Origin of the sequence: Acidocella aminolytica 101 = DSM 11237, from assembly GCF_900129125.1 — a bacterium.
Lineage (GTDB): Bacteria > Pseudomonadota > Alphaproteobacteria > Acetobacterales > Acetobacteraceae > Acidocella > Acidocella aminolytica.
Genome location: NZ_FQVJ01000003.1, coordinates 64,301 through 78,652, shown reverse-complemented (window position 1 = coordinate 78,652; position 14,352 = coordinate 64,301). Strand labels below are relative to the sequence as shown.

Annotated in this window: 17 protein-coding genes and 1 pseudogene; 14 read left to right on the top strand and 4 right to left on the bottom strand. The window is 61.3% G+C overall.

All coding sequences use genetic code 11. The annotated features are described in order from the left end of the window. Nucleotides 1–33 precede the first annotated feature (33 nt). From ccmC to BUB54_RS02435, 10 genes are all read left to right on the top strand, one after another. Entirely contained in the window at nt 34–810 is a 777-nt protein-coding gene (gene ccmC / locus BUB54_RS02480; RefSeq protein ID WP_048877171.1) for a heme ABC transporter permease CcmC, read from the top strand. Then, nucleotides 807–956 (top strand): heme exporter protein CcmD, encoded by a 150-nt coding sequence (gene ccmD / locus BUB54_RS02475; protein ID WP_082075540.1) that lies wholly within the window; start codon nt 807–809, stop codon nt 954–956. The genes ccmC and ccmD overlap by 4 nt, the downstream gene beginning before the upstream one ends. 1 nt (nt 957) lies before the next feature. Then, the gene (gene ccmE, locus BUB54_RS02470; protein ID WP_048877170.1) at nt 958–1,464 is read left to right on the top strand and encodes a cytochrome c maturation protein CcmE; all 507 of its coding nucleotides are present in this window, start codon (nt 958–960) and stop codon (nt 1,462–1,464) included. Next, nucleotides 1,461–3,422: a heme lyase CcmF/NrfE family subunit gene (locus BUB54_RS02465; RefSeq protein WP_048877169.1), complete on the top strand. Its 1,962-nt coding sequence runs from the start codon at nt 1,461–1,463 to the stop codon at nt 3,420–3,422. The genes ccmE and BUB54_RS02465 overlap by 4 nt, the downstream gene beginning before the upstream one ends. Then, nucleotides 3,422–3,979 (top strand): DsbE family thiol:disulfide interchange protein, encoded by a 558-nt coding sequence (locus tag BUB54_RS02460; RefSeq protein ID WP_048877168.1) that lies wholly within the window; start codon nt 3,422–3,424, stop codon nt 3,977–3,979. Before BUB54_RS02465 ends, BUB54_RS02460 begins: the two co-directional genes overlap by 1 nt. After that, on the top strand, nt 3,976–4,428 hold the full coding sequence (locus BUB54_RS02455) for a cytochrome c-type biogenesis protein (RefSeq protein ID WP_073211175.1): 453 nt from the start codon (nt 3,976–3,978) through the stop codon (nt 4,426–4,428). Before BUB54_RS02460 ends, BUB54_RS02455 begins: the two co-directional genes overlap by 4 nt. Next, the gene (gene ccmI, locus BUB54_RS02450) at nt 4,425–5,051 is read left to right on the top strand and encodes a c-type cytochrome biogenesis protein CcmI (protein ID WP_048877167.1); all 627 of its coding nucleotides are present in this window, start codon (nt 4,425–4,427) and stop codon (nt 5,049–5,051) included. The genes BUB54_RS02455 and ccmI overlap by 4 nt, the downstream gene beginning before the upstream one ends. A 47-nt stretch (nt 5,052–5,098) precedes the next feature. Then, complete coding sequence (locus tag BUB54_RS02445; protein WP_073211173.1) at nt 5,099–5,251, top strand: DUF1674 domain-containing protein; 153 nt, start codon at nt 5,099–5,101, stop codon at nt 5,249–5,251. Then, nucleotides 5,251–5,580, top strand: a complete 330-nt coding sequence (locus tag BUB54_RS02440; RefSeq protein ID WP_048877166.1) for a DMT family transporter — start codon at nt 5,251–5,253, stop codon at nt 5,578–5,580. Before BUB54_RS02445 ends, BUB54_RS02440 begins: the two co-directional genes overlap by 1 nt. Before the next feature lie 86 nt (nt 5,581–5,666). After that, nucleotides 5,667–5,960, top strand: coding sequence for a hypothetical protein (locus BUB54_RS02435; protein ID WP_048877165.1), 294 nt, complete (start codon nt 5,667–5,669; stop codon nt 5,958–5,960). Nucleotides 5,961–5,964: 4 nt separating this feature from the next. On the opposite strand, the gene mfd is transcribed toward BUB54_RS02435, so the two are convergent. Then, complete coding sequence (gene mfd, locus BUB54_RS02430; RefSeq protein WP_048877164.1) at nt 5,965–9,390, bottom strand: transcription-repair coupling factor; 3,426 nt, start codon at nt 9,388–9,390, stop codon at nt 5,965–5,967. Further along, nucleotides 9,387–9,665 (bottom strand): FAD assembly factor SdhE, encoded by a 279-nt coding sequence (locus tag BUB54_RS02425; RefSeq protein WP_048877163.1) that lies wholly within the window; start codon nt 9,663–9,665, stop codon nt 9,387–9,389. The genes mfd and BUB54_RS02425 overlap by 4 nt, the downstream gene beginning before the upstream one ends. Between BUB54_RS02425 and recG the strand changes: the two genes are divergently transcribed. Together recG and BUB54_RS02415 are read left to right on the top strand one after the other, a co-directional pair. Then, nucleotides 9,600–11,762 carry an ATP-dependent DNA helicase RecG gene (gene recG / locus BUB54_RS02420; protein WP_082075539.1) on the top strand — a complete coding sequence of 721 codons (2,163 nt, stop codon included), beginning with the start codon at nt 9,600–9,602 and terminating at the stop codon, nt 11,760–11,762. The genes BUB54_RS02425 and recG overlap by 66 nt on opposite strands. After that, the gene (locus BUB54_RS02415) at nt 11,752–12,192 is read left to right on the top strand and encodes an NUDIX hydrolase (RefSeq protein ID WP_048877161.1); all 441 of its coding nucleotides are present in this window, start codon (nt 11,752–11,754) and stop codon (nt 12,190–12,192) included. The genes recG and BUB54_RS02415 overlap by 11 nt, the downstream gene beginning before the upstream one ends. Here BUB54_RS02415 and BUB54_RS02410 read toward each other — a convergent pair. Next, complete coding sequence (locus BUB54_RS02410) at nt 12,189–12,665, bottom strand: glutathione peroxidase (protein WP_048877160.1); 477 nt, start codon at nt 12,663–12,665, stop codon at nt 12,189–12,191. The genes BUB54_RS02415 and BUB54_RS02410 overlap by 4 nt on opposite strands. A 29-nt stretch (nt 12,666–12,694) precedes the next feature. On the opposite strand from BUB54_RS02410, the gene mazG reads away from it, so the two are divergent. Then, nucleotides 12,695–13,483: a nucleoside triphosphate pyrophosphohydrolase gene (gene mazG / locus BUB54_RS02405; protein WP_048877159.1), complete on the top strand. Its 789-nt coding sequence runs from the start codon at nt 12,695–12,697 to the stop codon at nt 13,481–13,483. Then, a complete protein-coding gene (locus BUB54_RS02400) occupies nt 13,480–14,076 on the top strand; it encodes a carbonic anhydrase (protein WP_048877158.1) in 597 nt (198 codons plus the stop codon). Before mazG ends, BUB54_RS02400 begins: the two co-directional genes overlap by 4 nt. A 6-nt stretch (nt 14,077–14,082) precedes the next feature. Here BUB54_RS02400 and BUB54_RS20150 read toward each other — a convergent pair. Next, nucleotides 14,083–14,229 (bottom strand): annotated as a pseudogene (locus BUB54_RS20150) (IS481 family transposase); the annotation flags it as partial. Between the last annotated feature and the right edge of the window lie 123 nt (nt 14,230–14,352).

Sequence of the window (14,352 nt, the reverse complement as noted above, 5' to 3'; positions counted from 1 at the left end):
AAATTTACTTAGCGAAGACGTAAGAACGCAGCCATGAAGGAAAGTGCGCTTGTCCAGACCAGACCAGCCAAAAATGGCGGGTGGTTTCATTATTTGGCCAATCCTGGCCGGTTCCAACGCGTTGCACGCCCAACCTTGCCGTGGCTGGCCGGATTCGCGCTTTTTTTAACCGTTACCGGAATTGTCTGGGGCTATTGGTTTGCCCCGGCTGACTGGCAGCAGGGCAACGCCTCGCGCATCATGTATGTGCATGTGCCCGCCGCCTGGGTCGCAATGGCGGGGTATGCGGCGCTCGCCATCTGCTCGTTTCTTTCCCTGGTCTGGCGGCACCCGCTGGCGGATATCGCGGCAGAGGAAATCAGTCCCATCGGCGCCGGGTTCACTGCTGTCTGCCTCGTCTCCGGCTCGCTCTGGGGCAAGCCTATGTGGGGGGCTTATTGGGTGTGGGATGCCCGGTTGACCTCCGTGCTGATCCTGTTTTTCCTTTATCTCGGCCATATCGCGCTTATTCGGGCATTTGATAACAAAGCCCATGCCTATCGCGCCGCCGCCATATTGGCGCTGGCCGGGGCGGTGAATTTGCCGATCATCGTATTCTCGGTCCAGTGGTGGAACACGCTGCATCAGGGCAACACCATCTCCTTCACTGGCCCCTCCAAAATTTACATCACCATGCTCTACCCGTTGCTGATCGCATCCGTAGGGTTCTACCTTACCTTCATCACGCTGGTGGTGGCGCGCATGTCCTCGGCGATTTCAGAACGTAAGACCACGGCCCTGCTGCGCGCCGCGGCGGAGCGCGCACAATGACCCCTCCCGTACAACCCATCCAGGTCTGGCCCTTTATCGACGGGGCTTATGCCGCAACCGTGATCTTTCTGGCAGGCGTATCCTTGTTGACGCTGGCCCGCTATCGCCGGGCTCGCGCGCGCCTAGCCCAGGCCGAGCAGCTCTAAGATGCGCACCCCCAAAAAGCGTCGGCTTTACCTAGTTCTGGCCTGTTTAGTCTGCTTGGGTGGGGCCGTGGCGCTGTCGCTCGCGGCGTTTTCATCCTCGCTCACATACTTCCTTTCGCCCCGGCAGGTGGAAGCCAAGGCGCCGCCACTGGGACGGAGCTTCCGGCTTGGCGGCATTGTGGAGGTCGGCACCGTTGCCACCGATGTGTCCAAGGGCGAACCGGTCACGCATTTCGCGGTGACGGATGGCCAGGCGGCCGTGAAGGTTATTTATACCGGCGTGCTGCCTGATCTGTTCCGTGAGGGGCAAGGCGTGGTCGCCATCGGCTCCATGCAGAAGGGCGATGTGTTCCGGGCCAGCGAGGTTCTGGCCAAGCATGGCGCCGATTATATGCCCAAAGATGTTGAGGAAGCGTTGAAAAAGAGTGGCAAATGGAACCCGCGCTTTGGCCCACCGCCCAACGCCGCCAGTTGGGATGATATGAGCGTGAAAGGGAAAGGCGCATGATACCTGAGCTTGGGCATTTCTGCCTGGCCATGGCCGTAGCCTTGGCCTGCGCGCAAGGGGTGGTCGGCATTGCCGGCCCCACACTAAAAGACCCGCGCGCCCTGACCGCGGCGCCTTTGCTGACGCTACTGCATTTCACCGCCATCTCGCTTTCGTTTCTGGCGCTGGTCTGGGCAGGTGTGGTGTCCGACTTCACGGTCGAGAATATCGCGGATTTTTCCTCCGCTCAGACCCCGCTTTTATACCGGATCACCGGCATCTGGGGGAATCATGACGGCTCCATCCTGCTCTGGTGTCTGATCCTCTCACTCTGCGGCGCCGCCGTGGCGGTGGGCGGCAAGCGGCTGCCGGCCTCCTTACGGTCGCGCGTTCTGGGAGTTCTGGGGCTGATTTCCTGCGGCTTCCTGCTGTTCACGCTGGCAGTGTCCGACCCGTTCACTCGCATTTGGCCGCCACCGCTGAATGGCGCGGGCATGAACCCGATCCTGCAGGACCCCGGCCTCGCCTTCCACCCGCCGGTTCTCTACACCGGTTATGTCGGGTTCTCCGTTGCCTTCGCCTTCGCTATCGCGGCGCTGATCGAAGGGCGGATTGATGCCGCCTGGGGACGCTGGGTGCGGCCATGGGCGCTTATCTCCTGGTGCTTCCTGACGGGCGGCATCACGCTGGGGAGCTGGTGGTCTTATTACACGCTAGGCTGGGGTGGGTTCTGGTTCTGGGATCCGGTGGAAAACGCCGCTCTGCTGCCCTGGCTGACCGGCACCGCGCTGTTGCATTGCGCCATTGTGGTGGAAAAGCGTGAAAGCCTGAAAGCTTGGACGGTGCTGCTGGCGATCGCCACCTTCTCGCTCTCGCTCTCCGGCACGTTCCTGGTGCGCTCGGGTATTCTGAACTCCGTGCACAGCTTCGCCGAAGCTCCGAACCAAGGGCTATTCATTCTAGGGCTGTTAGGCATCACCATTTGCGGGTCTTTGCTGTTGTTCGCGGTGCGCGCGCCGATTCTCGCCGGGTCGGGGATTTATGCGCCCATCAGCCGAGAAAGCGCATTGATTCTCAACAATATCTTCCTTTGCGCCATTGCCGCTGTGGTGTTCACGGGCACACTTTACCCGCCTTTTGTGAACCTGCTTTTCGGCATCCAGCTTTCAGTTGGCGCGCCGTTCTTTAACCAGACGGTTCTGCCGCTGACCTCGCCTATTATTCTGGCGATGGGGGTGGGGCCGTTATTGCGATGGAAACGGGCGGATCTCTATCCCGTAATGCAACGTCTATGGCTGGCAGCAGCCATTGCGGCGCTGGTGTTCATCATTCTCACCGCGACCAAGCATATCATCGCCGCTCTTGGGCTAGCGGGCGGCGCCTGGGTCGTGATGGCCGCGTTCACGGACCTCGCGGAGCGGGTACGGCTGTTCCGCGTGCCATTCGGCCAGTCCCTGCAGCGGCTGTTCACGCTGCCGCGCGCCGCCATTGGCGCGGCAATGGGGCATATCGGCTTTGGCGTTTCCGTCATCGGCATCGCAGCCATGACGCTCGCCACGCAGAAAGTGATCGTGCTCAAACCCGGTCAGTCCACTGAGCTGGGTGGGTATACCTGGACGTTGAAGGATATTCACGACGCGCCGGGGCCCAATTACCAGCGTCGTGTGGCGGATGTGGTGCTGAGCGATAACGGCCATGCCTTCCTCACACTGCACCCCTCACGCCGGTTTTTCACCGCGCAGCATGTCATCACCAACGACGCCGCGATCCACACCAACGGCTTTCAGGACCTGTACGCCGTGTTCGCCAGCGAGCAGGATGGCGGGGCGGAATTGCGGCTGAACCGCCACCCCGGCGCGCCGGAAATTTGGTTTGGCGGGCTGATTATGGCGATGGGCGGGTTCTTCTCGCTCTCTGACCGGCGGTTGCGCGTGGGCGCGCCTTTCCGCAAGCGTGTGCCGGGTGGGGCAACGGTCTGATGTCGCCATTACGCCGGCGTTTGCTGTTCGGGGTGCCACTCGCCATGGCCGCAGTGGGCGGGGTTGGATTTTACACCATCCTGCGCCGGATGCAGGACAATGATTACAACCCCCACACGCTGCCCTCACCGCTCATCGGCAAGCACCCTCCGACCTTCGCCTTGCCTGGTGCACCAGGGTTTCAGGGGTTCTCAAACACAGACCTGCTGAGCCCGCCCAAGCCGATGCTCGTGAACTGGTTTGCCTCCTGGTGCGCGCCTTGCCAGGAGGAAGCGCCGATGCTGCACAAGCTGGCGGCCTCCGGCATTACCATCTGGGGCATTGCCTATGAGGACACGCCAGACGCGCTGGCCGCTTATCTGCAAAATTTCGGTAACCCTTACCAACGCCTCGCCACGGACGAATCCGGCCTCACCGCGATCAACTGGGGCGTATATGGCGTCCCGGAGACCTATTTTATCGACAAAACAGGGATTGTGCGGCTGCGCTACCCAGGCGCGTTGACTAAAGAGGTTGTGCAAAACCGGCTCATGCCTTTGTTCAAGCAGTATTCATGAAAATAAAGCGGCTTCTTTTTGCCCTACTGCTGGTGCCGGGACTGGCATTAGCGCAGGCCATGGTACAGCGCGACGGCGTGATTCTGACCCCAGCGCAGGAACACCGCGCTGAGACCATTGGCAGCCAGCTTCGCTGCCTCGTCTGCCAGAATGAAAGTATCGAGGAATCCTCGGCCGGGCTGGCCAAGCAGTTACGCACCATCATCCGGCAGCAGGTGGTGCAAGGCGTGCCGGACAAGCAGATCATGCAGTATATGGTGCATCGCTATGGCATCTTCGTACTGCTGAAACCGCCTGTTTCACCGCTGACCTGGCTGCTTTATGCCTCGCCGTTTCTGGCGCTAATTATAGGTTTTCTGGTTTATTGGCTGGGACGGCGCAACCGCGCCAAGCCCGTTGCGCCCCTGACAGAGGCCGAACAGGCCCGGCTGGATGAATTACTGAAATGATTCTGATTTATATGCTGCTGGTGGCGCTGGCGCTCACCTTACCCTTGCTGCTGGCCTTTCGCCGCCCGCGCAATCTTTCTGAGCGACGTGAAGCCGCCATGGCCCTGCACAGGGCCCAGCTGGCGGAACTGGAGCGTGATCTGGCGGAAGGCCGGATTAGCGAGACCGAACATGAAGGGGCGAAGCTGGAAATTGAGCGCCGCCTGCTCGCCGCCGATTCCATGCCCACCCAAGCTACCGGCGGCAGTGCCAAGCTACTACTCATCGTGACCATGATCGCTTTGCCTGTTGGCGGCTTCGCGCTTTATCTGCCGGGGTCCACGCCGGGCGTGCCCTCTGAGCCGCACGCCCAATGGCAGGCCCAGCAGGCCGCCCAGGACAAGCAGTTGGACAAGCTGATCAGCCTTCTTCGTGCGCATCTGACTGTGACGGACCCAAGCTCGTCCGATGCCAGCGAGGGGCAGGCTTATCTGGCCGAGGCACTGACAGAAAAAGCCGGATCGATCACGCCCGAGGCGCTGAGCCTGTTCAAGCAATCGCTTGCTAACGCGCCGAAGGGCTCCAACTGGCGGGAGCTCGACCAGCAGCGCATCCTGCAGGCGAAAGAGGAAGGACTGAGATAAGCCAAAGGCCCCTTTCCTTCTTTATGGTTTGATCTAGATTATCGGCCATGGAAGACAAAAACGCTCCCGAGACGACGGAAAGCCTCAAGCCCGCCGAGACGCAGCCTCCCAAGCAGCCCAAGGAAATTGGCGGCCCGGCCGGGCCGGAGCCAACCCGTTACGGCGATTGGGAAAAAAACGGCCGTTGTTCTGACTTCTGATGGTCTATCTGCTGCTCGCCATCGCGATTGCCTGTGAGGTGACAGCAACCTCCGCGCTGAAACTTTGTGATGGCTTTACCCGGCCAGTCCCAACGATGGTGGTGCTGGTGGGCTATTGTCTTAGCTTCTTCTGCCTCGCCCAGGTGGTGAAGGTGATGCCACTTGGCTATGCTTATGCTCTTTGGTGCGGGTTTGGCATCGTGCTGATTATCGCGGTTGGTTATTTCTATTACCGGCAAGCGGTGGACTGGCCGGGCCTGCTGGGGATCGGGCTGATTATGGCTGGCGTGCTGATTATTAATCTTTTCTCAAAAATGGCCTCGCATTGAGATTGTAACAACCTGTTCAGGACAAATTTAATTGATGATGACGAGGTCGCGTCCACATCCCCAAGGTAACTTTAAGGGGATCACGAATGAGATCGGGCATTGCCATTATCGGGATTGTTATCATGGCCTTGGTGGTGTTCTTCGCCGTGCCCATGTTGGGCGGCGGCAGCGCCAATGTATGCCAGGCGTTGGAAAAGCATAACGTCAGCCAGACCGCCAAGAATATCACGGGCACCAACTCCGGGCCTGTTCATAACGTGATCAATTCCGTTGGGCAAAGCTTCGCCACCGGAGATACCGAGGCAGCCAAGCAGCATCACGACCACCCGGACACTCCTTCCGCTGTGAGCTGCGCGGCCTCCTACTGGAAATCTCTGTAGCCGCTTAAGCCTCAGCCTCGTTCGCCAGCTTGACGAGGTTGGACAGCAGGTCGCGCGCAAGCGCCATGCGCGCGGCCACGTCCATATCCCGCACCAAGGCGAGCTTCTGGTCAGGCCGCAGTTTAACCAGACCGCCCTTGGTACCGATCCAACGGATCAACCCAACGGGGTTGGAGAAATCGTTCTTGCGGAAGGTGACGACCATGCCTTTCGGCCCGGCATCCAACTTTTCGACATTCGCCTCGCGGCAGGCGCGTTTGAGCGCCACCACGGAGAGCAAATTTTCCACCTCCGGCGGGATAGGACCAAAACGGTCCACCAGTTCCGCAGCCAGCGCCTCGCTCTCAGCATCCGAGGCCAGGGCGCTGATGCGCCGGTAAAGGCCAAGCCGGACCGGCAGATCCGCGACATAGGCTTCGGGGATCAGCACGGGCAGGCCGAGATTGATGTTGGGCGTCCAGTCACGCTCGATCTTCTGGGCCTGCTTGTTCTGCGCGCGCAGATCGTTCACCGCGTCTTCCAGCATCTGCTGATATAGCTCGATGCCGACCTCGCGGATATGGCCGGATTGCTCGTTGCCGAGCAGATTGCCAGCACCGCGCAGGTCAAGATCATGAGAGGCCAGGGTGAAGCCAGCGCCCAGCGTATCCAGCGTCTGCATCACTTCCAGCCGCTTTTCGGAGGCGGCGGAGAGGCGGTGGTGCGGTGGCCAAGTCAGGTACGCATAGCCACGCTGCTTGCCACGCCCCACACGGCCGCGAAGCTGGTAGAGCCCCGCGAGGCCAAACATATCCGCACGGTAAACGATGAGCGTGTTCACGGCGGGCATATCCAGCCCGCTCTCGACGATATTGGTGGCCAGCAGAATATCGTACTTGCCTTCACCAAATTCCGTCATCACCCGCTCAAGCTCCGAAGGGGCGAGACGGCCATGGGCCATCACGGTACGGATCTCCGGTACAATCTCGCGCAGGCGGGCGGCCATGGGGTCCAGGTCTTCAATGCGCGGCACCACGCAGAAGATTTGTCCGCCCCGGAATTTCTCACGGGCGATGGCTTCCTTAATCACCAAGCTGTCAAACGGCATGATGAAGGTGCGCACTGCTAGGCGGTCCACCGGCGGGGTGGTGATGAGAGAGAGGTCGCGCACACCGGTAAGGGCAAGCTGCAGCGTGCGCGGAATGGGCGTGGCGGTGAGAGTAAGCACGTGCACGTCGGCCTTCAGCTCTTTCAGCCGTTCCTTGTGCTTTACGCCGAAATGCTGCTCCTCATCCACAATCAGCAGCCCGAGGTCGGAGAAGGAGATGCCCTGCGCCATCAGCGCATGAGTACCGACGACGATGTTGATGGAGCCGTCCGCGAGGCCCGCCTTCACCTTCGTCGCTTCTTTGGCGGTGACGAGGCGGGAAAGCTGCGCCACCTTGATCGGCAACCCCGCGAAACGGGTGGAAAAAGAGCGGAAATGCTGACGCGCGAGCAACGTGGTGGGCACCACCACAGCCACCTGCGTGCCCGCCATGGCGGCAACAAAGGCGGCGCGCAACGCGACCTCGGTTTTGCCGAAGCCGACATCGCCGCAGATAAGCCGGTCCATCGGGCGGCCGGTGGCGAAATCTTCAAGCACGTCGGCAATGGCCTTCGCCTGATCCTCGGTCTCGGTATAAGGGAAGCGGGCGCAGAATTCAGCGAAGGCGCCATCATCAGCGGCGAGCAGCGGGGCTTCGCGCATCTGGCGCTCAGCGGCCAGGCGGATAAGACCCGCGGCCATGTCCTGAATCCGGTTCTTGGCCTTGGCCTTGCGGGCCTGCCACGAGGCACCGCCCAGCTTGTCCAGTGTGACGCCATCCCCCTCCTGGCCGAAGCGAGAAAGCAGGTCGATATTCTCGACGGGCAGAAATAGTTTATCACCGCCATCATAGATCAGCTTCAGGCAGTCATGCGCGGCGCCGTTGACGGTAACGGTCTCCAACCCCTCATAACGGCCGATGCCGTGGTCCTGATGCACGACGAGATCCCCGGCCTCGATCTCGGTCGCGTCGGCGATGAACTGGTCCGCGCGCTTCTTGCGTTTCGGCGGGCGGGCGATGCGGGAACCGAGCAGATCCTGCTCCGCCACCACGGCCAGACGGTCGGTGACAAACCCACGCTCCAGCGGCAGCACGGCAAGCGCGATGGTTCCGGCGGGCAAGGCACGCGCTTCATCCGCCGAGACAATGGCGCGCGCGGGCGAGATGCCATGCTCCTTGAGCATCAGCGTCAGACGCTCGCGGGAGCCGAAGCTCCAGGCTGCGAGGATGATGGTGCGCCCGGCCTTAGCCCATTTGGCTTTCAGCTCCGCGAACGCCTCGAACGCGGCAATCTGCTGGCCGGTTAGAATCGGCGCCGGACGCCCGCCAATCTCAATACCCTGTGCCGCGCCTTCCGGCTTTGTAAACGGTGAGAAGCTGAAGCTCGGCCCTTTGGCCAGGGCGCTGTCCCAGCCTACCTTGTCCAGATAGAGCATACTGGACGGGATGGGCCGGAAGATCGGCTCGCCCGCGCGGGGGGGCAGACGGCGCTCAGCATAATGGTCGGCAATCAGTTCCAGCCGCGCCTCAATGGCTGCTTCTGCCTGATGGTCCAGGCTGACGGAGGCCCCTGCCACATAATCGAAGATTGTCTCCGTGCTCTCTGTAAAGAGCGGCAGGTAATGCTCCGCGCCGGGATGGCGCCTGCCTTCGGAGATGGAGACATACAGTGCGTCCTCCACCGCCTTGGGGCCGAATAGCTCACGCCAGTTGGTGCGGAAGCGGGCGACGGAGGCACTGTCCAGCGGGAGTTCTGAGGCAGGATGGAAATCCAACCGCAGCAGTGGCTCGCCGGAGCGCTGGGTCTCGGGGTCGAACTGACGGAGACTTTCAATCTCGTCCCCGAACATATCAATCCGCACCGGCGTGCTGGCGCCTGCGGGAAACACATCGAGTATCCCACCGCGCAGCGAGAACTCGCCCGCATCCATCACCATGCCGGTGCGGCGGTAGCCATCGGCCTCCAGAAAGGCGGCGACATCGGTCAGCGACACGCTCTCGCCCTTGGCAAGGCTCAACCCCGCCCCAGCCAGAGCGGAACGCGGGGCAACCTTTTGCAAGGCGGCGTTCACGGTGGTGAGAACAATGCGTTTCTTATCTGGCTCCGCCTGGAGGCGGCTCAAGGCCGAGATTCGCTCCGCCACCAGGGCGCCGTTGGGAGAGACGCGATCGTAAGGTAGGCAGTCCCAGGCCGGGAAGGAGATAACTTCGATCTCCGGCCCGAAAAAGGCTATTTCCTCCGAAAGCGCGGCGAGGCGCGCATCATCCCGCGCGATATGCAGCACCGGACCGTCATGTTCGCCTAAGCGCCGGACCAGCACCAGCGCGTCCACACCCTCCGGCGCGCCGTAAACGGGGATCATTTACCGGCCAGCGCCGCTTCGCGGATGCGCCGCAGCATCGGGCTGTCGGCATAAGCGGGGATGGGCTTGCGGCCAGTCAGCCAGTCCGCCAGCTCAGCATCGGGAAATTCCATCACGGCCTCGATCTCGTCCAGTTCCTGCTCGGACATGCCGGCGATTCGGGCTTTTACGAAGCCGCCAATCATCAGGTCGTTCTCGTAAGTGCCGCGATGATTGGCACGGTAGAGCAGCCGTTTGCGGCGGGTATCCAGGGACGCGTTCTGGTCTTCTGTCATGACAGCTTGCGGTATAAGTTGGGTTTGGCCAAGAGTCAGCCCGTGACGACTGAATTTTTATGGCCCCTGCGTGCGCCGCTCTCCTCCCTGCCCGGCCTTGGCCCCCGGCTTTCGGCGCTGATGGCAAAGCTGGTGGGCGGAGAAAGCGTGCGCGATGTGCTGTTTCATCTGCCGGTGGAGTTTATCGACCGGCGCTTAACACCGAGTCTGGCCGAGGCCCGACCCACGCAGGCGGCCACGCTGCGGGTGGAGGTGGTGCGACACGAGGACCCGGCTCGCAAGGGCCAGCCCTGGCGGGTGGTGGTTACAGACGGCACCGGCTTTGCCGAGGTTGTGTTGTTTCATGCCGCCCGGCTGTCGCAATTTCCGGTGGGGGCGAAGCTGATTATCGCGGGCAAGCTGGATCAGTTTCAGGACCGGCTGGTGATGACGCACCCGGACCAGGTGGCGAATATTGCGCAGGAGAATATGTTTCCATGGATCGAGCCCGTCTGGCCGCTGACGGCCGGGATCACGCCGCGCACCATGCGCAAGGCGGCTTTAGGAGCGTTGGAACGGCTGCCTGATTTTCCTGAATGGCAGGACAAAACCATTTTGGCCAAGCGCGGCTGGCCGGGCTTTGGCACGGCGCTGCACGCACTGCATGCCCCCAAGACGGTGCCGGACCGCAAACCGCGCGAGCGGCTGGCCTATGATGAGCTTCTGGCCCGGCAGATTGCCTTTGCGCTGGTACGCGGACGCAGGCGGCGGCTGGCCGGACGGTCCATGGCCGGAGATAGACGCCTGCAAGCCGTGGCGCTGAGGAAATTCGGGTTTGAACCAACACGCGGGCAGTTGCAGGCGCTGGCCGAAATTGACGCGGACATGGCTGCTCCGCACCGAATGCGCCGACTGCTGCAAGGGGATGTCGGCTCCGGCAAGACGCTGGTGGCGCTGCTGGCCTGTCTGCGCGCGGTGGAGGCCGGCGCGCAGGCCGCGGTGATGGCGCCGACGGAGATTCTGGCCCAGCAGCATTTCGCCACGTTCAAGAAGCTCTCCCCCGTGCCGGTGGCGCTGCTCACCGGCAGCGTGAAGGCGTCGGTGCGGCGGGAAATTCTGGCCGGTGTAAAGGACGGGTCGATCCCCATTCTCATCGGCACCCACGCGATTTTTCAGAAGAGCGTGGAATTTCACGATCTCGGGCTCGCGGTGATTGATGAGCAGCACCGCTTTGGCGTGGATCAGCGCTTGGCGCTGGGGGCAAAGGGTGACACAGCGGATCTGCTGGTGATGACCGCCACCCCCATTCCCCGCACGCTGTTGCTGACCCATTGGGCGGAGATGGATATCTCCCGCATTACAGAAAAGCCGAAAGGCCGCCAGAAAATCACCACCACCATGCATCGCGTGTCCGATTTGCCGAAAGTGGAAGCGGCGATTGCGCGGGCGATTGCGTCGGGCGGACGCGTTTATTGGGTTTGCCCGCTGGTTTCTGAATCCGAGACGCTGGACATCACCGCCACGGAGTTGCGCTTTGCAGAATTGCAGCGCAAATTCGGCGCAGCAGTGACGATGGCGCATGGCAAGATGAACAACATCGCCCGCGATACCGCCCTGCGAGAATTTGCCGAAGGCACCCGGCAGATTCTGGTGGCCACCACCGTAATCGAGGTCGGCGTGGACGTGCCGGAAGCTAATGTGATGGTGATTGAACATGCCGAACGCTTTGGGCTGGCGCAGCTGCACCAGTTGCGCGGGCGGGTGGGGCGTGGCGCGGCAAAAAGCTTTTGCCTGCTGTTGCATGACGACAAAATTGGTGAAACCGCCCGCAAGCGGCTTTCCGTTCTGCGCGACACCGAGGACGGGTTTCTGATTTCCGATGAAGATTTCCGACTGCGCGGCGCGGGGGAATTCTTGGGCACCAAACAATCCGGCCTGCCCGGCTACAGGCTGGCGGATCCGGAGGAGGATGGCGATTTGCTGATCATGGCACGGCAGGATGCGGTGATGACGCTGCAGCGCGACCCAAGGCTGGAAGGCCCGCGCGGGCAGGCTTTAAGGGTTTTGCTCAATTTGTTTGACCAGCGCGATGCGATTGAGACCGTAAATGCCGGGTGAAACGCACAGCCCCCCTGCCCTCACCGCCCCGAAAGTCGGCATCGGCATTGTGCTGATCAAGGATGACCAAGTGCTACTGGTGCGCCGTGGCAAGCCGCCTGGGGCGGGGTTGTGGTCCCTGCCCGGCGGCAAACAGGAATTGGGCGAGACAGCCATCGAAACTGCCCGGCGAGAATTGCGGGAAGAAACCGGGCTGGATTGTGGGCCGCTGGTTCTGGCCGGACATGTGGATTCCATCCACCGCAATTCGGCGGGGCGGATCGAGTTCCATTATACCATCCTGGATTTTGCCGCGCGCTATGTGGGCGGCGAGCCCCGCGCCAATGACGACGTGCTGGAGGTCGCCTGGGCCCGGCCCGATGCATTTGACAGCTACGCGCTGTGGGATGAAGCGCAACGGATTATCGAGGTCGCCTTCCGGCTAGTTTAGAGCAGACGCTCAATGGCGCGCTTCACACGCGTGGAGTCGGGCTTGGTGGCGGCGATGAAAAAATCCTGCAGACGGCCGTCTTTATCAATCAGATATTTATAGAAATTCCAGCGCGGTTTGGCGAGAAACCCCTTTTTCTCCACCACCCAGCGAAAGAACGGATGCGCTGGCGCGCCAATAGCATGCACCTTGGCCATCATCGGAAAAGTGACGCCGTAATTAAGCTGACAGAACTGGCCAATCTCCGCTTCGGTCCCCGGCTCCTGGCCGCCGAAATCATTGCAGGGAACGCCAACGATTTTAAGGCCGCGCGGAGCGTATTCCTCCCATAAACGCTGCAGCCTGGCATATTGCGGGGTGAAGCCGCATTTGCTGGCAGTGTTTACCACCAGCACCGGACTGCCCGCCAGCGCCCTTAGCGGATACGCCGCGCCGTTGAGTGTGCTAAACGAAAAATCATGAGCGCTGGCCATTTTGAGTCCCGGCAATTAAAAACCCCGTCATGTCGAATGAAGCACCGATTCAGGCCCTCATCAATGTGATGGCGGCGCTGCGTGACCCGGAGACCGGCTGCCCTTGGGACAAGGAGCAGGATTTCACGACCATCGCCCCTTATACCATTGAGGAAGCTTATGAGGTGCGGGCCGCCATCGCGGCGGGTGAGCCGGAGCAGTTGAAGGACGAACTGGGCGATTTGCTGTTTCAGGTGGTGTACCATGCCCGCATGGCCGAAGAACATGGCTGGTTCAAATTTGATGACGTGGCAGATGCGATCACCCAGAAAATGATCCGCCGCCATCCGCATGTGTTCGGAAACGAAGCCTCGCGCAGCACTGCGGCGCAAACCGCCGCCTGGGAGGCCCAAAAAGCCGCTGAGCGGGCCAATCTGGCCCAGCACGGCGCTCTGGATGGCGTGGCCGAGGCCCTGCCCGCCCTCAAGCGCGCCCAAAAACTTACTAACCGCGCCGCACGGGTGAAATTCGACTGGCCTAACGCCGAGGCCGTGCTGGACAAGCTGGCGGAGGAAATTGCCGAGCTGAGAGCCGAACTGGCCGAGGCCAAGCCTGACCGCCTTGCCGATGAGTTGGGGGACCTGCTGTTCGTGCTGGTGAATCTGGCCCGCAAGCTGGGGCAGGATGCTGAAACGTGCCTGGAAGGGGCAAATGAGAAATTCATCCGGCGGTTTTCGCGGGTGGAAGCGCTGCTGGCCGAACGCGGCCGCACCCCGAGCGATTCAACGCTGGACGAGATGGAAACATTATGGGCCACGGCCAAACAGGAGGGGCTATGAAAACATTGCTAGAAGGGTATGAGCGGTTCCGCAACAGCTATTGGCAGGAACATAAGGACCGCTATTCCAGCCTGGCACGGGACGGGCAAAGGCCCCCCGCCATGGTTATTGCCTGCGCGGATTCCCGCGTGGCGCCGGAGATGATTTTTGACTGCGCGCCGGGCGAGATTTTCGTGGTGCGTAACGTGAGCGCGCTAGTGCCGCCTTACGCACCAGATGATAAGCAGCACGGCACCTCGGCGGCGCTGGAATTCGCGGTGAATGAGCTGAATGTGCGCTCCATTGTAGTGCTGGGCCATAGCCGCTGCGGCGGGATTCAGGCGCTGATGAAAGGCCCCGGCAGCGGCACCCACGACTTCGTGGATTCCTGGATGGAAATTGCCAAAACCGCGCGACAGCGTGTGTGCGACGCCCCGAACGCCGCAGAAACGGACTTCGCCGCGCAATGCGAAGCCTGCGAGCATGAGGCGGTACGTGTCTCGCTCTCAAACCTGCTCACCTTCCCCTGGATTCAGGAACGGGTGATGGATGGCCGTCTGACGCTGGCCGGGCTGCATTTCAATGTGGAAACCGGGCATTTGCAGATGGTGTGAGGGGACCTAGGTGTTTAGTCCCGGCATTTCATGGAGCGGGTTTAGCTTGAATCTTTCTGGCTCGTTTGTCCAGGTTTTACAGATGAACTCGTAGGGCGTGAGACCTTCGAGGGTTTTGAGGCGTTTGGCGAAATTGTAAGCGGCGACGAAGCTGCTTCGTCGTCATCGACCTCAAGGTCGACGACTTCAAGCCCGAGTACGCTGGCAAGATGAACGAGAGTGTCCGCCCTTCTGTGTACGGTTGATTTGGTCCATGCTTCCTGAGAGGGGCATGAG